19 protein-coding genes, 2 pseudogenes and 2 riboswitches are annotated in these 21,654 nt (G+C 44.1%); of the genes and pseudogenes, 3 read left to right on the plus strand and 18 right to left on the minus strand.

Features of this window, described 5'->3' with window-relative positions:
- Positions 1-46 precede the first annotated feature (46 nt).
- The 13 genes and pseudogenes from DW963_RS01680 to DW963_RS01735 all read right to left on the minus strand — a co-directional run bounded on the left by DW963_RS01680 (position 47) and on the right by DW963_RS01735 (position 11,553).
- Positions 47-772: a DUF4366 domain-containing protein gene (locus DW963_RS01680; protein WP_015529207.1), complete on the minus strand. Its 726-nt coding sequence runs from the start codon at positions 770-772 to the stop codon at positions 47-49.
- Complete coding sequence (locus DW963_RS01685) at positions 762-1,031, minus strand: DUF4315 family protein (protein WP_005933780.1); 270 nt, start codon at positions 1,029-1,031, stop codon at positions 762-764. Before DW963_RS01685 ends, DW963_RS01680 begins: the two co-directional genes overlap by 11 nt.
- Positions 1,032-1,062: 31 nt before the next feature.
- A pseudogene (locus DW963_RS01690) lies at positions 1,063-2,849 on the minus strand (CHAP domain-containing protein).
- 152 nt (positions 2,850-3,001) lie between these two features.
- Positions 3,002-5,431 carry a VirB4-like conjugal transfer ATPase, CD1110 family gene (locus tag DW963_RS01695; RefSeq protein ID WP_117913598.1) on the minus strand — a complete coding sequence of 810 codons (2,430 nt, stop codon included), beginning with the start codon at positions 5,429-5,431 and terminating at the stop codon, positions 3,002-3,004.
- Positions 5,379-5,783: a PrgI family protein gene (locus DW963_RS01700; protein WP_097771236.1), complete on the minus strand. Its 405-nt coding sequence runs from the start codon at positions 5,781-5,783 to the stop codon at positions 5,379-5,381. Before DW963_RS01700 ends, DW963_RS01695 begins: the two co-directional genes overlap by 53 nt.
- A 21-nt stretch (positions 5,784-5,804) precedes the next feature.
- A complete protein-coding gene (locus tag DW963_RS01705; RefSeq protein ID WP_117913599.1) occupies positions 5,805-6,674 on the minus strand; it encodes a VirB6/TrbL-like conjugal transfer protein, CD1112 family in 870 nt (289 codons plus the stop codon).
- Between the two features lie 18 nt (positions 6,675-6,692).
- Positions 6,693-6,908: a Maff2 family protein gene (locus DW963_RS01710; protein ID WP_009906233.1), complete on the minus strand. Its 216-nt coding sequence runs from the start codon at positions 6,906-6,908 to the stop codon at positions 6,693-6,695.
- A gap of 185 nt (positions 6,909-7,093) precedes the next feature.
- A complete protein-coding gene (locus DW963_RS13365; RefSeq protein WP_179860393.1) occupies positions 7,094-7,264 on the minus strand; it encodes a hypothetical protein in 171 nt (56 codons plus the stop codon).
- Positions 7,257-9,047: a VirD4-like conjugal transfer protein, CD1115 family gene (locus tag DW963_RS01715; protein WP_097771237.1), complete on the minus strand. Its 1,791-nt coding sequence runs from the start codon at positions 9,045-9,047 to the stop codon at positions 7,257-7,259. The genes DW963_RS13365 and DW963_RS01715 overlap by 8 nt, the downstream gene beginning before the upstream one ends.
- Positions 9,044-9,526, minus strand: a complete 483-nt coding sequence (locus DW963_RS01720; RefSeq protein ID WP_074430170.1) for a PcfB family protein — start codon at positions 9,524-9,526, stop codon at positions 9,044-9,046. The genes DW963_RS01715 and DW963_RS01720 overlap by 4 nt, the downstream gene beginning before the upstream one ends.
- A 92-nt stretch (positions 9,527-9,618) precedes the next feature.
- On the minus strand, positions 9,619-9,837 hold the full coding sequence (locus tag DW963_RS01725; RefSeq protein ID WP_004611927.1) for a DUF5348 domain-containing protein: 219 nt from the start codon (positions 9,835-9,837) through the stop codon (positions 9,619-9,621).
- A 24-nt stretch (positions 9,838-9,861) separates the two neighbouring features.
- On the minus strand, positions 9,862-10,830 hold the full coding sequence (locus DW963_RS14110) for a DUF6017 domain-containing protein (RefSeq protein WP_097771238.1): 969 nt from the start codon (positions 10,828-10,830) through the stop codon (positions 9,862-9,864).
- 333 nt (positions 10,831-11,163) lie between these two features.
- Positions 11,164-11,553, minus strand: coding sequence for a hypothetical protein (locus DW963_RS01735; protein ID WP_117913600.1), 390 nt, complete (start codon positions 11,551-11,553; stop codon positions 11,164-11,166).
- Between the two features lie 214 nt (positions 11,554-11,767).
- Between DW963_RS01735 and DW963_RS01740 the strand changes: the two genes are divergently transcribed.
- Entirely contained in the window at positions 11,768-13,081 is a 1,314-nt protein-coding gene (locus DW963_RS01740; protein WP_117913601.1) for a hypothetical protein, read from the plus strand.
- 301 nt (positions 13,082-13,382) lie between these two features.
- On the opposite strand, the gene DW963_RS01745 is transcribed toward DW963_RS01740, so the two are convergent.
- Positions 13,383-13,646 carry a helix-turn-helix domain-containing protein gene (locus tag DW963_RS01745; RefSeq protein ID WP_502694394.1) on the minus strand — a complete coding sequence of 88 codons (264 nt, stop codon included), beginning with the start codon at positions 13,644-13,646 and terminating at the stop codon, positions 13,383-13,385.
- Positions 13,647-13,935: 289 nt separating this feature from the next.
- Between DW963_RS01745 and DW963_RS01750 the strand changes: the two genes are divergently transcribed.
- On the plus strand, positions 13,936-14,316 hold the full coding sequence (locus DW963_RS01750; RefSeq protein ID WP_117913603.1) for a DUF234 domain-containing protein: 381 nt from the start codon (positions 13,936-13,938) through the stop codon (positions 14,314-14,316).
- 102 nt (positions 14,317-14,418) lie between these two features.
- On the opposite strand, the pseudogene DW963_RS01755 reads toward DW963_RS01750, so the two are convergent.
- Positions 14,419-15,836 (minus strand): annotated as a pseudogene (locus tag DW963_RS01755) (alanine/glycine:cation symporter family protein).
- A 215-nt stretch (positions 15,837-16,051) separates the two neighbouring features.
- Positions 16,052-16,136: riboswitch (glycine riboswitch) on the plus strand.
- Positions 16,137-16,139: 3 nt separating this feature from the next.
- Positions 16,140-16,248, plus strand: a riboswitch (glycine riboswitch).
- Positions 16,249-16,382: 134 nt separating this feature from the next.
- Between DW963_RS01755 and DW963_RS01760 the strand changes: the two are divergent.
- Complete coding sequence (locus DW963_RS01760) at positions 16,383-18,053, plus strand: formate--tetrahydrofolate ligase (protein WP_117913604.1); 1,671 nt, start codon at positions 16,383-16,385, stop codon at positions 18,051-18,053.
- Between the two features lie 473 nt (positions 18,054-18,526).
- Here the strand turns inward: DW963_RS01760 and DW963_RS01765 are convergent, their stop codons facing one another.
- Genes DW963_RS01765 through DW963_RS01775 form a run of 3 tightly spaced genes read right to left on the minus strand, consistent with a single transcriptional unit; the run spans position 18,527 to position 21,609 of the window.
- Positions 18,527-20,272, minus strand: a complete 1,746-nt coding sequence (locus DW963_RS01765; RefSeq protein ID WP_117913605.1) for a YhgE/Pip domain-containing protein — start codon at positions 20,270-20,272, stop codon at positions 18,527-18,529.
- Entirely contained in the window at positions 20,269-20,619 is a 351-nt protein-coding gene (locus DW963_RS01770) for a hypothetical protein (protein WP_117913606.1), read from the minus strand. The genes DW963_RS01765 and DW963_RS01770 overlap by 4 nt, the downstream gene beginning before the upstream one ends.
- A gap of 15 nt (positions 20,620-20,634) precedes the next feature.
- Positions 20,635-21,609: a YhgE/Pip family protein gene (locus DW963_RS01775; RefSeq protein WP_117913607.1), complete on the minus strand. Its 975-nt coding sequence runs from the start codon at positions 21,607-21,609 to the stop codon at positions 20,635-20,637.
- Positions 21,610-21,654: the final 45 nt, after the last annotated feature.

The following is a 21,654-nucleotide window of genomic DNA, read 5'->3' on the forward strand; positions in this document are numbered from 1 at the left end:
GGCTTCTGTATCATCATCTTTTCAAAGGGATTGTCGGTAAACAGGGTCATACTTCCTCGTCCTCCGTTTCTTCCTCTTTGGAAACTTCCCCGGTATCTGCTTCCGGCTCGTCCTCGTCGTAATCCTCAAAGTCAAAATCTTCAAGGTCGGTGCTTCCTTTCACGTTATGCTTCGGTTTTACAAACTTAAAGTAGTAGAACGCCGCGCCGCCACCAAGCAGCACAAAGAGGACTAAGGCAAGCACCGCGCCGGGATTGCCGTCTTTTTCTTTGGGTTCTTCCGGCTGCTCGGTGGGTGTTGGCGTGGGTTCCTTGCCTGTGCAGCCTGTCAGAGTAGTTGCACATACCGGGCAGGACGTATTTACCTTTCCGACTTCGCATTTTTCCGTACAGTTGCAGACTTCCGGCTTTTTCGTGGCTTCCCCGGTTTCGGTCAGTGCCATAAGGTCGGCTTCGTCCACTTGATTAAGGAAATGTACGGTCTGTTCCCCCTCGGCTGCCCGGTCAATGAGGATATAAAAGTAGTTGCCGCCTTTGGTGGTAACAGTGATAAGCTGCTTATTGCCGCCGAAATCGTCCACCAGTGTTGCGTTGCCCTTTGGGGTAAGGGGCGGCGTTTCCGGTTCTTCCACCACTACATTGCTGTCGTTGGTCGCGTCCTCTGTGGGTGGCTCTGCGGCTGTTCCCTGTGCATAGGCAGGGACAGAAAAACCGCCCATAAGGATAAGGGCGGCACAAAGGGCAGTCATGGTCTGTTTGAGTTTATTTTTCATCTGCATTGTCCTCCTGTTCTTCGTAGTCTGCCGCTTCGGTAGCGGGTGCGGCGTTCATGCCGGGAATACCGCCGCCGGACAGCATAGCATTTAATTCCTGCGGGGTAAGTCGCATAGCGCGTACAAGCTGCACGATTTCAAGGTTTTCCGCTTCGGTTTTCTGCGCTTCCAGTCCTTTTAACTTGTTCTGATACTCTGTGATTTTCTCGCGGGTCTTTGCGATTTCCTTATTGATACGGTCGATTTTGTTGTTTGCCATAAAATAAATTCTCCTTTCTTTTCGGGGCTGCTTACCAGTTCATCAGCCGTAGCCTTTGATACATTGATAGTTGAGGTCATAGCTTTTAATCTTGCAGGCGTCGCCGGAATTGCCCTCAACGGTATAGACGCGGCTTCCGTCCCTGCCAAGCACAAGCCCCACATGGTCGGCAACGCCGTCTAAATCCCAGTCGAAAAAGATAGCGTCGCCCGGTGCGATATTCTCATAGCCGCGTGCGCCCCATTGTCCCCTTGACTGGAACCAAGGAACGCCCTGCCATTCGCAGCCCGCAAAGCGGGGTTCGCTTTTTCCGGCTTGATTGTAGCACCATGACACAAAGCAGGCGCACCATTCCACGCGGCTGTTAAAGCCGTACCAAGACCAGTAAGGGTAGCCGCCCACGTTTCCGACCTGCTGTTTTGCAAGCTCCATAAGCTCCGGGTTTCCGGGACGTGTGCCGTTTACAAACTCCACGCCGCTTAAATCCTCGGACGGGCTTCCGTCGGGAGAGCCGCCGCCAAAAATCAACGGTTTGTTGCCCTGTGTCTGTAAGTACACCTTGAACATTTCAAACTGCTGTGGGTTCAGCAGTTCTTCCGCAAGGGAAGCAATCGGCTTGTTTGTCAGTTTCACATTTAAGATACGGTATTCGTATTCTTCCTCGTTGCCCTCCTCGTCGGTGGTGGTGCGTATCTCGATTTCTTCCGTCAGCGTCAAGGTGTACTGTAAGCCGAACAGCCGTTTTAGCTCTGCCTGTGCGCTCTGCGGGGTGTAACTCTGCAAAAGGGCAGTCAAGTACGACGCTAATTCGTGGGGGTTATGCCCGATAGTATCAAGGTCATAGCGGTATTCATCATAGCCGCTGTGGGTGCTTTCGATATTGTCAATTTCCTGTTGCAGCTCATTTTCCATTGCAGCATAGCTCTGTTCCGTTGCCACAAGGTCGCTGTCCTCGGACGTGTAGGAAGTCCCTAACACGCTGTTCATGCTGCCGGAAAACATTGCCCCACAAGAGGAAAGCCCTACGGATACCATGATGAACAGAAGCAGCGCGGCGATAGCGATTATCACGCCTGCCGGGTGTCGTCCTGCAAAGGCAGCCGCTTTCTTTGCTGCTGTTTGGGACGCTCCGGCGGCAGCTTTGGCGGTGGCTGAGCCGCTTTTCTTTACGGTTTTTGCATACTGGCGTTTGATTTTCTGTTTCTGCATGAACCGGGAAAAGGGATTGCTTGTAAGCTGCGGGTTCTCCTGCAAGGCTTTGTGATACTGAAAATTGACGTTTGCCTTAAACGCTGCCTGTTCTGCCTTTGCCGCTTCCCGGTAGGGTTTCAGCTTATGGCTGCGGTAGCCCTGTTTTAATTTTCTTGTCCCGTACCTTGCGCCGCGCTCGGCAAGTTCCTCCGATTTGTGCGCGCCCTCCACACCGGAATTATCTTTCTCGACGCTATGGATTTTGTTGTGAACAAAAATACCCGCTTCCTGCGCGGGGTGGGATAACGGGTTACTGTGGGCTTTGCCGCCGGGTATCGGCTTTTCCTGTTCTTCAAAGCGTAAACGGGTCTTTGCCTTTCCGGTGGTTTCCTCAAAGGTGCGCTCTTTTACAAGTTTCTTCTGCTTCGGGAGAGCTGCCTTTGCTGCGTCCAGTTTGTCGGCTGCTTTTTCCGATTTTTTGATGTAGGGTTGCAGTTTTGGCGTTTCCCGTTCCTCGTCGGTAAACTGCAAGCGTGAAGTGGAAGTACGCAAAACAGCCGCTTCCTGTGCTTTCTTGACTGCCTTTTTGCTTGCCTTTCGGGTATGGGCTGCGTCAAGGTGTTCCATGACACGCTCTGCGGTAGCGGTGTCCGGCTGTGAAAAGTCGCTGTCTGCTTCCCGGCTGCTGATACGCTCGGCAGTCTGCTGTGTTTCATTGATTTCCACCGCACCGTCGCGGGTCATTTTCTGCGTGATTTTATCGCGTGGTTTTAACTGTTTCATAGGCTGCTCACTTCCTCCGGCTTCGTCGTCATAATGCGGTAAAGCTCGGTATCTTTCGGGAAATGGTCTACAAAGGGAAGCACCACATTCCCATAAAAGATAAGTCCCTCGCCTGCTTCGGTGTGGGTTACATACTTCATCTGCTGTGGGCTGATATTTAACTGCTTTGCAAGGATAGCCCGGTCGCCCTGTGCCTGATTGAGCATAAGGACAAAATCAGAGTTTTCAAAGATATTTTCCACCTCGCGGCTTGCCAAAAGGTCTTTGATGTTCTGCGTGATTGCTGTGGGTATGCCGCCCCATTTACGGAAACGCTTCCAAATCTCCACGCTGTACGCGGCGGTCTGTTCCTCTTTTAAGAGCAGATGAAATTCGTCCATATAGTAGCGGGTAGATTTTTTCTCTGCCCGGTTAATGGTAACGCGGTTCCATATCTGGTCTTGCACAATGAGCATACCTAATTTTTTGAGCTGTTTTCCAAGCTGCTTAATATCGAAGCAGACAAGGCGGTTAGAAAGCTCCACATTCGTTCTGTGGTTGAATACATTAAGGCTGCCGGAAACATACAACTCCAATGCTGCCGCAATGCGGGCAGCTTCCGGCTCCGGCTGTTTTAGCAGCTCGTCGTAAAGGTCGCCCCAAATAGGCATTTTTGCCGGGTCGGGGTCTGCAAGGAACGGGCGGTACACATTTCTTACAGCCCTGTCAATGACGGTCTTATCAACGGGCTGCAAGCCCTCCTTGCCGCCAATGACAAGCTCACAAAGGGAAAGGATAAAATCACTTTTCAGCGCAAGGGGGTTGTCGTCCTCGCTGTAATTAAGGTTTATATCCATAGGGTTTACATACTGGGGCGTACCGTCCATGCCTTTCCCAGTTGGGGATAGGCGTATCACTTGCCCGCCAAGCCGCTTTACAAGGGCATAATATTCCGCTTCCGGGTCGCAGATAAAAATATCGTCGTCAGTAATGAGAAAGGCATTTGTGATTTCCCGCTTTGCTGCAAAGGATTTTCCACTGCCCGGTGTTCCCAAGATAAGCCCATTCGGGTTTTTAAGCTGTTTACGGTCGCAGAGTATCATGTTGTTTGACAGGGCATTTAAGCCATAATACAGGGCAGCCCCGGTCTGAAATAGCTCCTGCGTGATGAACGGGATAAAAATAGCGGTGCTGCTCGTCGTCAACCCTCTCTGAATAGGGATAAGGTTTTCCCCAAGAGGGATAGAGGACATTAGCCCCGCTTCCTGCTGATAGTCAAGACGGGTCAAGGCGCAGTTGTATTTCTGTGCAATGCCCGCCGCCGCGAAAATGTCATTTTCCAGTTTCCGTTTCGTGTCTGCCATGTTTACCACAAGGAACGTAAGGAGAAACATTCGCTCGTTTCGGCTCTGTAAATCCTGCAACAAGTTCTTTGCTTCATTCCCAAAAGTAGCAAGGTCAGACGGGATTATATCCATGTCATAGCCGCTTCTAACCGCTTTTTTCTGTTCCTCAATCTTCATCTTGTCAAGGTCTGTGATTTTGCGCTTAATGGTCTTGATTGCTTCCGACTGGTCGATACTTTTAATGTGGAGATTGACAATAACCCCTGTTTCCAAGTCCAACATATCCGCTAAGATACGGTCGTTCAGCTCCGGGGCAAGGATTTCAAGGAACGACACCGCCCCCGTCTTTTTCCCCATAGCAAAGTAGCGTCCCTCCCCAAACTTGAAAGAGGACGGGGCGATAAAGTCCTTTGTGGTAAGCCCTGTCGGGGTCAGCCAGTCATAGGAGAATGAGAACGGCTCGCCTGCCGGGTGGAATACCCCATGCAGCACCTTTAAGCGTTCATAGCCGGATAAGGGGTGCGCCGATACGCCAAGCACCTTGAAATTGTTGAGTACGTCCGTTTCGATACGGGAAAGTCGCGCCCTTGCCGCCGCCGGATTGTCCGCTTCAATGGAAAACGTGATGTACTTGTGCTTTACAAGCCCGTTGTTCCCTTTGGCAAGCTGCATTTTCAGCATATCGGAATACTCGGTGCGAATAGAGTTAAAATCGTCATTTTGCGGCGGGATATGGATTGCCCGCGCTGCCTGTTCCTGCTGTGAGCCTTGATTGATGAAAGAAAGCTGCACGTTCACGCTTGCGTCAAAGTAATTGAGGAAATCGCACCAGTTTTCAAAAATGGCGGTCTTATCGTCTGCCTGCGCAAGCTGATAGTTAATGTCCTCAAAAGCAATGCTCTTTGAATACTTCCGCTGCGCCACTTTGCAGATACCGTCCGGGTACATGGCAAGGTAGGGAATGGTCTGCTGTGCGGTGTGGGCTTTGCCGTCCCCCTTTGCCTGCCGGATAACCGCCGCTATCTGTTTCTTTTCCGCGCGGGTCAGCTTACGCCTGTTTCCTGCGGCTTCCCGCGTCTTTTTTGTCTGTCCTTTTGACAATCGCTGATACCTCCTTTTCTAATGCCCGCTGTTTCTCCAAGAGTGCATATAGGTTTTCTGTCTGATACGGTCGCACTTTGGGGCGGGTAAATTTTGTCTGAACGATGTTCTTTATTACCACTTCAAGGGGCTGCCCATGCTTTTCATACATGGCAACCAAGAAGCAGGGAAGCATGACGACAATCATTACCATTGCCGCAAGGCTCGTCCCTGCGCTGTCTTTGAGCAAAAAGAAAAGCGGCAGTCCCATAAGAAGTGCCACTGAAAAACAAAGGATTTGCCGCTTTGTCAGATTGAAAGCGACTTTTGTTTTGACTTTGGAAAGGTCTTTGGGTACAGGTACATACGCCAAGAAAAAACCTCCTTTCTGCCCTTAGTGGGCGTTGAATATGGATTTTGCCAGTGCGCCGGATTTGAACAGGGAGAAACAGAGGATAACGGTATAGGCTGCAAGGGAAAAAATCGCGCTGTGCAGGTTGTCCGCTAAGACCATTTCGCCTACCAAAACCGCATAAATGCCGACGCATATCATAATGAGGAAGCCTTGAAAACCAAGTGCAAACAGCCCCTTTAGGTAGTTGTTCCCAATCTGTCCCCATTCCCGGTTTGTCATGGTGGCAAAAGGGATAGGGGAAACGGAACAGTAGGCGTATATCTCAATTATTCTGCCGTAGAGGATAACGGTTATCAGTACGGACATGATTTTCATACAAAGGCTTACAAGGCTCGTTTCCATGACAAGTAACAGTAGTTCGGGGATTTCCATATCTTTTAGTCCCTCCTGCATGGCGGCAAGGGCTTCGGTTACGTCGATATTCGTATCGCCGCCGATTACCCCCGCCGCGCCGGACACAATATGCTGCGCCATATCAAACACCGCCATAGTAATATCAAAGGTATGTGTTACCAAGAAAACGGCAACAAAGGCTTTGAAAAACCACTTAAAGAACATGAATGTGTCAACGTCGTGCATATTGTTTTTTTCCGTTACCATGCTGATAAGCTCATAACAGAGGACATAGGTAATGACAAGCCCCGCAATGGGTACAATCACATTTTCGGACAGATTTTGTATCATGTTGAAAATGTTCGCGTTCCACCCCTGCGGGGTCTTGCCTACCTCCGCTGCAATGGTGCCTACTTTTTCGTTTACGTCCCCGAACATCGTTGACAGATTACCGTTTATCGCGCCGATAAGGATTTCCTTTATCCATTCGTTAATCGCGTCAAGTATGCTCTCCATAGGCTACCCTCCGTAAACTTATCCGAACAGACCGGAAAGAAGCGGTACAAGGATAGTGCCAATAAGGGCAACGCCGCCGCCCGCCATAAGCTGCTTAATGCCCTGTGATTTTGCACCTGGGTTGTCGTTTCCATATCCCTCTAAGAGGTTGATAACGCCCCAAATGCCTAAGCCTGCGCCCAGTGCGATAACAAGGGTCTGTAATACGTCGATAGCAGAGTTAAAAAATTCCATAAAGCTCCTTTCTGCCGCAAATGCGGCTTGCCCCATAAAAGGGCATAAAAAACGGCGGTCAGTTTTGTAACTGCCGCGGTCATAAGTCCCCGCGCTGCCTATGTGTCTGCCGCGCGGCGGTATTCAGTTGTTAGCGATAGGAATTTTTGTAGGGGCGCGTATTCTGTAAGTTATCTGTTTCTTTGTTACTGCGTCAATTCCTCCTTTCGCTGCTGCTCATACAGGGTTTCACACCGTTTTACAAACTGCCGGATAGCTGCCTGTCGCTGTTGCTCCCGTCGCTCGGCAATGAAAATAAGCCCGTTTATGGCTTCTGTGATTTTCTTATCCTGTTTCTTTCGGATACGTCTATTCATGGGCGGTGTCCTCCTGCAAATCTGCTTCGCTGATTTCGTAATAGTCAAAGGGTTCGTCCGGCTTCACAAGGGCGGGTCTGCGTCTTAAATGCTTTTCCATATCAAAAGTATTTTTCTTGTCATAGTCGGACAGGTATTTATAGTTGGGGTGTTTTGTAATGTCGTACTTATCAGAGAAGAACGGGCGCACCCCTCGTAGCTGCAAGATACATTTCCCGCCGTCCATGACTGCTATTTCATCTTCCGTCATAAGCTGCTTGCCTAACTTCTGATAGTTCAGTCCATGTGATACCTCCCGCCCCCGGTTCTCAGAAGTGTTGAAGCTGTCAATGGTTTCTTTCCCCAAGATTTCCGACATTTCTTTGAGGGTGGTTTTCTCCTTGCCGCCCAAGAACAGGGTGGTGTCGCAGTTGCCGGCTATGGTATCGGCGTTGTCCTTGTAAATGGCTTTTAGCTGCGACTGGCTCTGCAAAATGATTGAAGCGGAGATTTCCCGGCTTCGTATGGTGGCTATGAGCTTTTCAAACTTCGGTATCTGCCCGATATTTGCAAACTCGTCTAACAGACAGCGCACATGGACTGGCAGCCTGCCGCCGTATTCATCATCTGCCTTGTCGCAAAGCAGATTGAAAAGCTGCGTGTAAAGAATACTCACAACAAAGTTAAATGTATCGTCGGTGTCGGAAATGATAACAAACAGGGCGGTCTTGCGGTCGCCTATGGTGTCAAGCTCCATTTCGTCGGTTTCCATAAGGTCGCGCAGCTCTTTAATGTCAAAGGGGGCAAGCCGCGCACCGCAGGAAATGAGGATAGAGCTTCTTGTCTTTCCCGCAGATAACAAAAATTTCTTATACTGCCGGACGGCAAAGTGTTCCGGGTCTTTTCCCTCCAACCGTTCAAACATAAGGTCAACGGGGGACTGAAATTCCGGGTCGTCCTCGCGGGCTTCCGACGCATTTATCATTTCAAGCAGCGTCGTGAAGTTCTTTTCTTCCTCCGGGGCTTCGTACCAAATGTAGCCGATAAGGGCGCAGTAAAAGAGCCGTTCCGATTTTACCCAAAAATCCTCCCCGGCTTTTTCCCCGTCCCCTTTGGTGTTGGCAATCAAAGTGTTTACCAGTTTCAAAATGTCTTTCTCGCTGCGGAGATAGGCAAAGGGATTGTATTTCATGCTTTTTTTGAAGTTAATCGTGTTCAGCACTTTTATCCGGTAGCCGCCCCGATGCAAGAGCCTCCCGCACTCGACTAAAACCGTACCTTTCGGGTCAGTTACAACGTAGCTTGAGTGCATTTGCATTAAGTTGGGCTTCACGAAAAATCTCGTCTTGCCGCTGCCGCTTCCCCCGATAACAAGGATATTTTTATTCCTTGCATACTTCGGCTGCTTTGGGCGGCTGTTCATGGTAAGCCGTTCCGTCTGTGTCAGCAGCACATTATTTTGAAATACCGGGTCGGTGTAGGGCTTAATATCTTCGGCAGTCCCCCAACGGGCAGAGCCGTATTCGATACCTTTGCGGTATTTCTTCGCGTTCTTGCCTTTTACATAGACAATCAGCCGGATAAGGACAGCCCCCACAATACCGATAAGCAAATCCATACGGGCAAGGCTCGGAAGCGGATTTGTAAAGGCAGCGGAAAAGCCGTCTGCAAGGGAAAGCACCTTGCCGGACAGGTCAGCCCCCGGCGCAAGGCGTACCGCCTGCCCGACTTTATCAAAGAGATACACAAAGAGCAGATAGGGAATGTTGGGAAGCAGCAGCTTTTTCCAGTTGATAGCGTTCATCTTGCAATCCCCCTGTCTTTGTTTTTTACTTTGTCCCGCTGCGCGTTCAGAGCCGCCGCCTTTTCTTTGAGGGAAACAATCAGCTTGCGGATAGAGGGCTTTTGTTCCTGCGTCAGCTTCTTTGCGGAAAACTCCTTAAAGGCTGCGGTCAGTGCGTCCGCGTCCCGTCCCTTGAAAAACACAAGATAACGGGGCGGGGTTTCGGTGCTGTCTTTCTTTAGGGCAAAGTCAATCCCGTATTTTTTCGCCGTACTCTCAAAGGCTTTGATATTGTCCTTTGTGATTTCAATGTTGGAAACGCCCGCGTTCTGCTTCATAAGCTGCTTTAGGGTCTGCTTTCCATGCGGGATTTTCTGTCTGTCATGCTGCTTTTTCATCTGTGCAAGCAGGGCTTTCATAGCCTTTTGGAGCTGCTGTGCCGTCAGCTTCCCGGTCTTGATGTAAAGGGCTATGGTCTTTTCGTTAGTTTCCTCCTGCAATGGGTGTCCTCCTTTCGTGTTCTATGGTGGTATGCCCGCCGCCGGGAAGCGGGGCGGGCATGAAAAAGAGCGTCCGCTTTCACGCCGCCCTGTTAAATCCGTACCCGCAGCCCGGAAAGGTCTGCCGCCCGAATACCCACAAGATACCAGTTGTCCCCGTACTCCATACGGGTCGGCTTCCATTTGCCCCGCACAAAGACCTCCATGCAGTCGCCGCAATGCAAGCCCCCGTAATAGTCGTTTACGTCAAAGCGAATGTCGTAGCGGTCAGCGGTTTCATCAAAAATCAAAGCTCCTGTTTTCTGTGTCATCATAAAATCCTCCTTTGGGTTGGTTTACAGGCTTTCGCCCTCGTTGCAGGTGTAATCGGGTATGCCCTTGCTTCTTGCCGACTGGATAGTACGCCCGCCGTACATATCGTGAGATACAAGGGACGTGTAATAGTTGCCAATCGTAGACGGGGCATTGAAAAGGGCAGCTTTCATGTACTGCTTGATGTTGCGGATTTTGGTGGTGTTTTCCTGCATACAGTCCAGTACAAAGCGGATATGTTCGCTGTTCAGTTTCATAAATTTTGCTTTTACAAGCTCTGCCGGGTGGTCGTCCCCGGCGATACGGATTGTTCTTCGTTTGGTGCAGACAGTTTCAAGAATAAGGGCAAGGATTTCCTCTATCCTGTCCCGGTCAAGGTATCTATCCTGTATCAGATAGTCGTACTCGATATTGTCCTTGATGATTTCCTCATACACGCTATATGCGTCTGTCGTTTCCTTTCGCTTCCGTTCCGGCGGCTGTGCCGCGTCCTCTAAGGGAGAGGGATTTAGGGAATGGAAAGGAATGGAATGGGTACTTGATATATCTGTATTTAATTTTTCTTTTGTTGGTAAGTTAGTCTTTAATAGTTCTTTATTTAATTGCGTTGGATTTTCCAACGTAGGTTTTTCCAACATAGGCTTTTCCAATGTTGGATTATCCAATGTTGGTTTTTCCAATGTAGGTAAATCCAACTTAGGCGGCTGCTCATAGATAACATACGTTGTACCGCGTAAGCATCCTTTCTCATCACGTTCCCTTGAACGCTGTATATATCCGGCATTTTCCAGTTCCCGTACTGCTTCCCGGATAGCGTCAATCTTTTCCCGGTTGATAAGGGACAGTCCTGCAAGGGTGTAGTCCCAATCTTCGGGAAGTGAGAGCATTTGCGACAACAAGCCCTTTGCCTTTAAGGAAAGCTCCTTGTTGCGTAAATGGTGGTTGCTCATAACGGTATAACCTTTGTTCTTTTCCACGCGGAAAACTGCCATAGCTTCGTCACTCCTTTTCGTTGGATTTGTTACGCAGTAGAAACGCGGTTTTGAGGGAAAAGGTATCAACCCTTGTCTTTCTCATTTCCACGCTCTAAGAGCCGCATAAATCAAGGCTTTGTTTGCCCTTACTGCGTAACACGAGGGCATAAAAAAAGCAGCGTTCCTGTTCTCCTGTGTAGGAGTGAGAAACGCCGCCTTATAGGTGGTGCTTATTTTATTTTTTCTTTTCGACGTGCCGCGTAAGGTGGTGCAGCGGTCTATCCGGCAGTCCGCAGGTGCTTTTTGCATATCAAGGCTCAATTCATTAAAAGTAGTAAATGAGTAGTAAAATCAATCTGCAAACCTGCGAATATGCCTGCAAATCAAGCATTTTTCAAGACAATCAACTAATTTATTATCAAAAAAGTTAATATTTTCCCATGTCAATTCTGAATTAACAGGGCATATCCAGTAATAATCTGTAAGCGACAGTCCGAGATTTTTAAAAAGAAATTCTTCCGAACCAAGCAGCCCTTTCTTCTCAAGTTGAAATCTGATATTTCCCTGACTGATTGGAACAGAACGCCTCCTCCACCATCTTTTCAGCCAGTTAAAATCATTAGGCATATGCAGCGGACACAATTCATAATTCATTATTTTATGGACTTCATATATATCTCCATTTGGTGAGAAATCAATCAATGCTATGTTTTCATTTTTCCTTTTTAAATAATAAAGCATACAAACACCTCATTTGATAATTATTAACTTCATTCGCTACATTGAATTTTATTATAGCCTATAAATAAGTAACCCTCAAGAACATTGAAATAATCAGACAGGACAATTCTTCATCAAGCTTGAACGATGGGGTAAAATGGTGTATATTTCAACATAAACAGAACTTTATCAGGGAAGCGTATGAAGTAATGTCAAAATTAAGGAGGCTTCTTTCATGAATAGCGAAAACATGACTAGTGAAGACAAGCATATTGAGAACATAAATAATGAGAATAAAATCAATAATGTTTCAGACTGGACAATTGAAGACTGTGAAACTTATGTAAATACGTTATACCACAATCATTTCAGCCGTTTTAAGGAAAGAAAAGCGAATGCATTATTTCGTTCACATATAAAACATGTCAGGAGAACTGCAATTAACAATGATGGAATATATGTGAATGAAAAAATTTTCCTGTCTCCTTCCAATATTAAAAAATGTGTTTCTGTTGGGAATTTATATTTCTTTGAACAAAGAAACAGTATATTAATAAAATGTGTAAAAGCTGATGAGAAAAAATCACATGATATGAGCAATTTTCTTGCCGTTAATAATATAGATTTTGTAAGTGATGCACCCGACGAAGCTTACAGACTCCGTGCTGACGCAAAGCTTCATAAGCAAAGCAACAAACCGCTTTTGATTATTGCGGTTATAATATTATTCCTATCATTGTCTGGTTTAAATATAAATAAAAAAATACCATTTTATACGGCTGATATATTAAAAGACGCCGGTCTTTCTTCCGCTGTTTCCAGCAGATATATGGACACAGTTATTGAAGGACTTCCGTCAAGTGAACAGACAGGCATGGATACTTCTCAATATAACGAACTGCTTTCTGACATCCAGAGTTCTATCCAGAATTCACCTGCCATAGACAGCATTGCAAGAAAATACACAGATGCCCTTACCAGAGGACTGTGCGATGGCAAAACATTTGACGAAATAAATATTGATATAGATGAAGAACTTACATCCCTGGCAGCAATTGCATATAACAGTATCACTGATAATCGGGACTTTTCTGACAACCTGAAAGATATGATAATCTTATCTCTGGTGCTTGATAAAGAATCCATACAAACAGCCATTAATAATTATGCTTCAGGTATATATGCAGAATTATCATATCACTCAACAGGTCTTGCAGGGGTATATCAGATAATTTCATCTAAGTTCTTTTATATAATAATGCTATTATTATATGCAGCATCAATTATAATAATATTCTTCTCGGCGCCTTTATCGTTAAGCAGAATCTGTCTGCCATTATGCTTTATCATATATGCCGGACTGGAATATGTAATATGTAATGTGCTGATGAGTAAAGCAGTAATGTTACTCAGTAACAGATTTCTTGGCAGAACAGCAAGTCTTAACCCAACATATGCTAATATGGATTTAATATCTTATGTTTCAGTTGGCATTGCGTGTGCAATAATATTGCAACTCATATATATAAAACTGAGGCGCAGAGCGTAGCTGTTATCGTGTTATGCACAGGTAGTATCCTGCTATACATTATTACATTGAATTTCTTCATAAAAATTGAATAATAGAGAGAAGATAATATGCAAGATGATGGAGATGTTTATATGGGAGAATACAAGCCACCTTTTGCTATAAAACTCATGAAATGTGAAAAATATTAAGACGATACCAGAAATGTGTAAAATTTCTGCGCATTTATGATAAAAGAGTATCTCAGGCAATGGGATTAACAAATGCATAAAGAATAAAATTAAAAAGGTGCTTTACTAGTCATGTGATTGGTAAGGTGCCTTTATTTATAGATAGAATTATCTGCTATGTTCTTGTTTCTTAAATGTTCTACTAGCTGGCACACCAGCTGGATATCATCTTCTGTAAGTCCTTCTGTGCTTATGGTAGACGACTTTTCAATACCAAGAAGGTAATCGGTTGAGACATTAAAATATTTTGCAATCTCAACAATATAATGTGTTGACGGAACCGAGATTCCCATTTCCCATGCATTAACGCCTGAACGCGTAACGCCAAGAGTCTTGGCGAGAGTTGTCTGTGTCATATCATGGGCCTCGCGGAGAGACTTAATCTTATCAGCAATCATAACATTACCCTAAATACTTGTTTCAATATTTTAAATATTCTATTGACATATACATCATGCTGTGATATTAATATATTTAAAAAATGATATCAATTCTTTTATCTCAAGTAACAGGCAGGATTTGAACTAATCCATGCGTTGCTTATCACGCCAGACATTCATCTATGCATAGTCATATAATATTGTCATTCGGCAGTAACCCCATAACCTATAATTTAATAATGCAGGCTTGTATTAGGTAATAGTGATGAATAAAATAAAAAATAACTTTGTGGATAATCATGTTTCGTATGTATATGAAGATGTGTGCCGTGAAAAAATGTGGCAGCTTAATAATAACTGTACATGGCCGTTTTATTTTTCAAAGATAGGAAGGTATTGGGATGCCCATACAAAAATAGATATATGCGCTCTGGACCCAGATGGGAAAAATATTATAGTTGGTGAATGTAAATACTGGAAAGATAAGATGGGACTTAATGTTCTTTACGACCTTGAAAAGAAAGCAGCCACAATCCGATGGAATAAAGATGATCAAAGAATGTGGTATGTATTATGCAGTGCAAATGGCTACACAGATGAGCTTAAAAATGCTGTAGCAGAAAGAAAAGATGTGGTGCTTATGTGATATCAGACAGTACTATAACAGAATAAAGATATATACAAAAAGCCCCATTCCGGACTAATCCGGAGTGGGGCTTATCTTTACGCATAAGCAGTTAATGCTTAATTAATCAATTTCTTTTTTCTTAATTCTGTCAAGATAATCTTTAGTTTCTTTAGCAACCACACCGTTTAAAGCAACGAGTGCAATAAGGTTAGGAATAGCCATAAGACCGTTAAATATATCTGCGATTGTCCATACGGCAGATACAGTCATGTAAGGGCCGATGAATACGCAGAGGATATATATCCATCTGTATGCCTTGATACATTTCTTCTTGCCATTAGTAAGGTATTCAAGGCAGCGCTCAGAATAGTAATCCCAGCCAAGAATAGTTGTAAATGCAAAGAATACGAGGCATAACATAAGAATAAATGAAGCAACTCCATCAGGGAATGGAAGTCCTAACTGGAATGCTTTAGTTGTTACTGCAACACCTTCAAGCCCCATATCGTAAGCTCCTGTAAGAACAATTGCAATACCTGTAATAGAGCAAATGATGATTGTGTCGATAAATGTACCTGTCATAGATACAAGTCCCTGACGTACAGGTTCATTGGTGCGGGCAGCAGCAGCGGCAATAGGTGCACTACCAAGACCGGCCTCATTCGAGAAGATACCTCTTGCAATACCCTTCTGCATAGCTACAACCATGGCACCAAGGGCACCACCAGCAGCGGCCTTAAGACCAAATGCACTCTGCACAATTGTAAGGATGGCAGCAGGAACATCTGTAATATTAAATAAAATAATAAGAATTCCTGCTAAAAATATGTTGCAGCCATAAAAGGAACAACAACCTGTGCAACCTTAGAAATTCTCTGGATTCCACCAATAAGAACAAGAGCAACACAGAATGTAAGGATAAGACAGCTTATAACTACAGTCCATGAATATGTTCTTCCAAATAATGAAACAGTCCATGCGTTGTTAGGATCAAAGAAATTATTAACAGCAGAAGAGATTCCGTTTACCTGTGTAAATGTACCAATTCCTAAAAGACCAACGCCTATACCAAAGAAAGCAAATATCTTGGCAAGCCATTTCCACTTAGGTCCCATACCATGTTCAATATAGTTAAAAGGACCACCAACAACATGACCATCTTCGTCAACCTGTCTGAACTTAACTGCTAAAAGACATTCTGCGTACTTGGTAGCAGTACCAACTAAGGCAGCAAGCCACATCCAGAATAATGCACCAGGACCGCCTGAGACAATAGCAGTAGCAACACCTACGATATTACCTGTACCAATTGTTGCTGAAAGTGCTGTACATAGTGCTGCGAAACTGCTCACTTCACCGTGCTTTCCATCAGTTTCGTCTTTGAAAATGTACTTAAAAGCACGACCAAGATTAGTAAACTGAACACCCTTAAGTCTGATAGTAAGAAACAGACCAACTGAAAGTATAAGGACAATGAGTGGGATTCCCCAGACATATGCGTCAATAGTATCGAGAATAGTATTGATTTTACTAAACATATTATGTATTCTCCCTTTTTATAAAAAATTAAGACAAATTTTACCACAAAACAACATTTTTTTCAATTGAATACTGTTATTTCCTAATATAATAAATAATTTTGTTAAATGTTGCTTATTGACAAACTCTGTCAATTTATATATTATTGTTGAAAACAAAGGCGTTTTGCAGATAAAGCAAGACGCTTTTTCCTTATTATTAAGGTATTATCCGGAAGATATAATCGGGAGAGACTGTTTAAAAATGCAGCGCCGAAGGTGACAGCGAAAACTCTCAGGCAAAAGGACCGGTTATGGACGGAACTCTGGAGAGCTGTGTAGATACAGCACCGAAGAAGCAATTTCTAAGCAGAGGGATGAGGAATATTGAGGCTGATTTGCTTGGGGAGAATCTTTCAGGTTTTTAACAGAGGCATAGGTGTATTAAAGTGCGCCTGTAGCCTCTTGTTTTTATGTAAAGATATATTAGGAAGGGAATCTTCTTAGGAATCTTGATAAGGCGGGATTGCAAGGCACGAAAAGGCTAAAGCAAAGGAGAGAAACATTATGAAGACAGACATTGAAATTGCACAGGAAGCAGTAATGGAGCCAATTAAGAATGTTGCAGCCAGATGCGGCATAAGCGAGGATGATCTTGAATTATACGGAAAGTATAAGGCTAAGATATCAGATGAGTACATCAACAGTGTCAAAGACAATGAAGATGGAAAGTTAATTCTTGTTACAGCCATTAATCCAACTCCGGCAGGAGAGGGAAAGACAACAATTACTGTAGGGCTTGGAGAAGCATTTGGAAAGCTTGGCAAGAAGGCAGTTATAGCACTTCGTGAGCCATCACTTGGTCCATGTTTCGGTATCAAAGGTGGAGCAGCAGGTGGTGGATATGCACAGGTTGTTCCTATGGAAGAGCTTAATCTGCATTTTACAGGCGATTTCCATGCAATCACATCAGCTAACAACTTATGTGCAGCACTTCTTGATAACCATATACAGCAGGGCAACGAACTTGGAATTGACCCAAGATGTGTTACATGGAAAAGATGTATGGATATGAATGACCGTGTCCTTAGAAATATAGTTGTAGGTCTTGGTTCTAAGGTTGATGGAACTGTAAGAGAGGATCATTTTGTTATCACTGTTGCTTCGGAGATTATGGCTGTATTATGTCTTGCAACAGATATGAAGGATTTAAAGGAAAGACTTGGTAAGATGGTAGTAGCCTACAATTATCAGGGACAGCCTGTTACTGCTGCAGATATCAAGGCTGTAGGTTCAATGGCGGCATTATTAAAGGATGCATTAAAGCCTAACCTTATCCAGACACTTGAGCATACACCTGCATTAGTGCATGGTGGACCATTTGCCAATATCGCACATGGATGTAATTCAGTAAGAGCAACTAAGACTGCACTTAAGATGGCAGATTATGTTATCACAGAGGCAGGATTTGGCGCAGACCTGGGAGCTGAGAAGTTCTTCGATATAAAGTGCCGTAAGTCAGGCTTAAAGCCGGATACAGTTGTATTAGTAGCAACAGTAAGAGCACTCAAGTACAATGGCGGAGTTCCTAAGACAGAATTATCAGCAGAGAATCTTGATGCATTAAAGAAAGGTATTGTAAATCTTGAAAAGCACATAGAGAATCTTCAGAAATACGGTGTGCCTGTAGTTGTTACACTTAATGCATTTGTATCAGATACACAGGCAGAATTAGATTATATCCAGAAATTCTGTGAAGACAAAGGCTGTGAATTCGCCCTTGCCAAGGTATGGGAAAAGGGTGGAGAAGGTGGAATTGAGCTTGCAGAAAAGGTTCTTAAGACACTTGAGACAAAGAAGAGCAATTTCCACTGTCTGTATGAAACAGACCAGCCGGTTAAAGCAAAGATTGAGACAATTGCTAAAGAAATATACGGTGCAGGAAGTGTTAATTATTCACCAGCAGCTAACAAGCAGATTGCACAGCTTGAACAGTTAGGATTTGGTAATCTTCCAATCTGTATGGCTAAGACACAGTATTCACTTTCAGATGATCCTACATTACTAGGTCGTCCGGAAGGTTTTGAGATGAATGTAAGAGAAGCATATGTATCAGCCGGTGCAGGCTTCATAGTAGTGCTTACAGGTTCAGTAATGACAATGCCAGGACTTTCAAAATCACCAGCGGCATATAATATAGATGTTAATGATGATGGGGTAATAACTGGGTTATTCTAGAAAAAGTGACTCCCGGGAGTGGGAGGCAGGTGGAGTGTATAGCATATTTTCAAACGCGCTTTCGCTCGGGCGAAGACGCAGCGGTACTAAGTTTGCGTGGATTTGCCGCCATTAGGCGGCTTTCCACGCGCACTAAGTGCCGACGTCTTCTTACGGTTTGAAAATATGCTATATAACCACCTGCCTCCGAACTTCCGGGAGTTTTTCTACATAATAGAGGAACGGTTGGATTCTTCAAGCCCCCAACCTTGCCAAAGGCTGGGCGGAGCAGTTGTCCGGTAAAGAAAAGCCCAGCCGTGTATATTAGTAAAATCAAAACCGTATGAAGACGCCGGCACTTGGTAAGCTGGGAAAGCTGCCACAAAGTGGTAGCTTTCTCAGCGAACTTAGTACCGCTGCGTCGGAATCCGAGCGGAAGCGTGTTTTGATTTTACTAATATACACGGCTGGGCGTGCTTTAGGGGAGCAACTTCCTACAACATAACCCCCGACTTCTCCTTACTTCTCTCAATCATATGATTCAGTTTCTCAAATGGTTTCTGTAAGAACAATCCGATAATCAGCGAAACAACTATATATATTGAAAGAAATGCGAGATTCTTAATGTAATCATATCTGTACATTCCTGCTATACATTCTCTTAATGCATCCATTGAATATGGGAAGAGCAGGAAGCGGTATATTATCTGGTATGCGTTAGGAAGTACTTCGATAGGGAAAGTACCGCCTGAACCGGCAACTTGTATTACGAGCAGGACAATTCCAAGGGCTTCACCGATATTACCAAATGCAACAGTAAGGCTGTACATAAAGAAGGTGAATACGAAGCTTGAGAATGCACATGCAACCCAGTAAAGGAATGGGTGGTAACACTGGATTCCTATGTAGAAAAGATTTCCAAGTGTTATAAGCAGTGCCTGAAGCTGTCCTACTGCAAAGAAGATAAAATACCTTCCGAAGAATTTTTCATATCGCTTTGCATCTGCTGGAATGTCCGGAGCAGGATGCACATGTGTGTGCATAATAGCAACAAGTATAAGTCCACCAAACCACAGTGCAAGTATTGTGTAGAATGGTGAAGCGCTTGTTCCATAGCTTTTAACAGCATATACCTGCTCTGTTGTTATATTTACAGGTGCAGAGAGAAAATCTCCCAAAGTATTGGCATCTGCATTTAACATCTCTGATAATAAACCATATGTATCCTGTTCAGTGATTGTGTTTAATGTATTAATTGCGTTATCAAGCTTTGCCTCAAGGTCACTGAGAAGCTCTTTAGTCTGAGTGAGTGAGCCCGATGTAAGCTTAATTGCAGCAGACAGGTCTGCAACATCCATGTTCATGTCAGAATAAAGCTCTGTTAATGAACTCATAATGCTTTGAATCTGGGACATCTGGTTTGAAAGAGCAGATGATAATTCATTTAAAGATTCAGCGGAATTACCATTTATAAGTGCCTGTAAGGTTATTAACTGCTGCTGCTGTAACTGTAATTGTGTATAAACTTGCGGTGCAGCACTGTTTGAACTGCTGCTTATTGATGATGTAAGGTCAGTAATTGCAAGCATTGAGTTAAGAATTACATCGTATGTTGAAAGTGTAGTCCTTGCGGATGTAAGTCTGTTAATAACTGCATCCATAAGAGAACCGGTTTCTTTATCTGCATCTTTGATAACTGAGTCGCCAGTACCGGCAATCGTAGATACGATTGTATCTATAAATGTCTGGTTTACCTGCTGCTGAACTGCTGTTTTAGCCTTGTCTGTTATCTTAGGCGCAATAGCATTTGCCTTCTGGTTACAGTAATATTTTAACTGCGGATGTTCTATGGAATCACTTAAGAAGCTTATAAGGTTCTTGGAAAAATTCTCTGGAACAACGAGGGCTGCATAATACTCACCGCTGTATACGCCTTCGATTGCTTCATCTGATGAAGCAACAAACTGCCAGCCGATGGTGTTATTAGTTTTAAGTGCATCAATTATGGTGTCACCGACATTAAGCTCCGTTCCTTCAAGAGAAGTACCTTTGTCAACAGATACAACGGCAACTTTAATCCTGCTTGTGGAAGCCTGTCCATATGGATCCCAGTTTGACAGGATATTAAACCACGAATACAATGCAGGAATAACGGTAAGACCGATAATTACGCATAGTGCAATTACATTTGTTTTTATGTGGCGAAGGTCAGCCCGTATAATCTTAAATATATTTTTCATAACTGTACCTCACTTAAAAATGCTTTGATACTGTCTGTAAGAGAAGTATCAGCCTGTTTTTCCTTAATCTCAATATTGAGCTCATTGAGCTTTCTTGCGAGCTTGTCATCAATATAATCAATAACTATAAGATAAGCACAGAATATAAAAAGCGAGATTACCCAAAGAAGCAGATAAACAACCTTAGCTGTATCCATGGTAAACATAAGCACCATGAATACTAAGGGAATTATCATCATACATCTTAAGCAGACCTTTTTCTTGTGCTGGTTCTTAGCGTGCATATTTTCTGCAAATGCTGTGATTTCCGCAAGAACAACATCTATATTAAAATCATCATTTTGCATAAATTCATTTCTCCTTTACATAAAATGTGTTTCTTTCATACGGCGTTCGAAGAACTCGCGTACTTCAAGAAGTGACTTTCTGATTCCAAGTCCCAGAATAAGAGAAATAACAGCATAAGCGCATAATTTCACAAGAAATACAGCGTAATCACACTGATATAATCCGCTTATTGCCTCCCTCATGGCATTGATTGCATAAGGGAATGGGAAGTAAAGGTACACATTCTGGAAGAATTCAGGAAGAAGTTCTATTGGATAAGTTCCGCCTGAACCGGCAATCTGTAACACAATCATAACTACAGCAATAGCTTTTCCCAAATCACCAAATGTAAGAACAAGTGTATATATAAATAATGTAAATACAAAGCTTGTTATAGCGGCTGCAAGCCACAGCATGAATGGGTGGGTGCAGTCAATTTTTAAAATGTACAAATCACCAAGAACAACTACAAGAGCCTGAAGCTGTCCCATTGCAAGGAAAAGTAGTGCACGGCCCATATATTTCTGATGTTCTGTGGCATTCTTGAATTCATCATCCTCATAGTCAACCTTTACTTTCATAAGGGCAACTAAAACAATTCCTCCAACCCAGAGAGCAAGTGTTGTATAGAAAGGTGTAACACTTGTTCCATAGTTAGTCTGCATATAGACGTAGATTTCTTCTACCTGTACCGGCTCTGACAGGAATGACGCTATTGACTGTGCGTCTGAGTTGATGAAATCCATTATTAACTTATATGTAGAAGATGAACTGATATCTCCTACTGAACCGGATATGGTATCAAGTCTTTTATTGAGAGAATCAAGTAATGTTTGTGTGCTTTCCAGAGTTGTATTAATATTTACTGATATATCACTCACTCCAAGAAGCATCTGCGAGATTCCATTAATACTGTCTCCTGCACTGCTTATATTAGCAGCCAGACTGCTTACGGCATTCTTAATGGAAGCCTTAAGAAGGTTAACATTAGTTCTTATTATAGTCTGCATAATTGTCTGACTCTTCTGAATCTCTGCACGGCACTGCTCAACAAC

Origin of the sequence: Eubacterium sp. AM46-8, from assembly GCF_003466705.1 — a bacterium.
Classification (GTDB): Bacteria; Bacillota; Clostridia; order Lachnospirales; family Lachnospiraceae; genus Lachnospira.

What these genes read in the sequence shown, in the direction of transcription:
- DW963_RS01680 (WP_015529207.1), bottom strand. Translation starts at nt 772, where the DNA reads ATGAAAAATAAACTCAAACAGACCATGACTGCCCTTTGTGCCGCCCTT.
- DW963_RS01685 (WP_005933780.1), bottom strand. Translation starts at nt 1,031, where the DNA reads ATGGCAAACAACAAAATCGACCGTATCAATAAGGAAATCGCAAAGACC.
- DW963_RS01705 (WP_117913599.1), bottom strand. Translation starts at nt 6,674, where the DNA reads ATGGAGAGCATACTTGACGCGATTAACGAATGGATAAAGGAAATCCTT.
- DW963_RS01710 (WP_009906233.1), bottom strand. Translation starts at nt 6,908, where the DNA reads ATGGAATTTTTTAACTCTGCTATCGACGTATTACAGACCCTTGTTATC.
- DW963_RS13365 (WP_179860393.1), bottom strand. Translation starts at nt 7,264, where the DNA reads ATGAATAGACGTATCCGAAAGAAACAGGATAAGAAAATCACAGAAGCC.
- DW963_RS01715 (WP_097771237.1), bottom strand. Translation starts at nt 9,047, where the DNA reads ATGAACGCTATCAACTGGAAAAAGCTGCTGCTTCCCAACATTCCCTAT.
- DW963_RS01725 (WP_004611927.1), bottom strand. Translation starts at nt 9,837, where the DNA reads ATGACACAGAAAACAGGAGCTTTGATTTTTGATGAAACCGCTGACCGC.
- DW963_RS14110 (WP_097771238.1), bottom strand. Translation starts at nt 10,830, where the DNA reads ATGGCAGTTTTCCGCGTGGAAAAGAACAAAGGTTATACCGTTATGAGC.
- DW963_RS01735 (WP_117913600.1), bottom strand. Translation starts at nt 11,553, where the DNA reads ATGCTTTATTATTTAAAAAGGAAAAATGAAAACATAGCATTGATTGAT.
- DW963_RS01740 (WP_117913601.1), top strand. Translation starts at nt 11,768, where the DNA reads ATGAATAGCGAAAACATGACTAGTGAAGACAAGCATATTGAGAACATA.
- DW963_RS01745 (WP_502694394.1), bottom strand. Translation starts at nt 13,646, where the DNA reads ATGACACAGACAACTCTCGCCAAGACTCTTGGCGTTACGCGTTCAGGC.
- DW963_RS01750 (WP_117913603.1), top strand. Translation starts at nt 13,936, where the DNA reads ATGAATAAAATAAAAAATAACTTTGTGGATAATCATGTTTCGTATGTA.
- DW963_RS01760 (WP_117913604.1), top strand. Translation starts at nt 16,383, where the DNA reads ATGAAGACAGACATTGAAATTGCACAGGAAGCAGTAATGGAGCCAATT.
- DW963_RS01765 (WP_117913605.1), bottom strand. Translation starts at nt 20,272, where the DNA reads ATGAAAAATATATTTAAGATTATACGGGCTGACCTTCGCCACATAAAA.
- DW963_RS01770 (WP_117913606.1), bottom strand. Translation starts at nt 20,619, where the DNA reads ATGCAAAATGATGATTTTAATATAGATGTTGTTCTTGCGGAAATCACA.
- DW963_RS01775 (WP_117913607.1), bottom strand. Translation starts at nt 21,609, where the DNA reads ATGCAGACTATAATAAGAACTAATGTTAACCTTCTTAAGGCTTCCATT.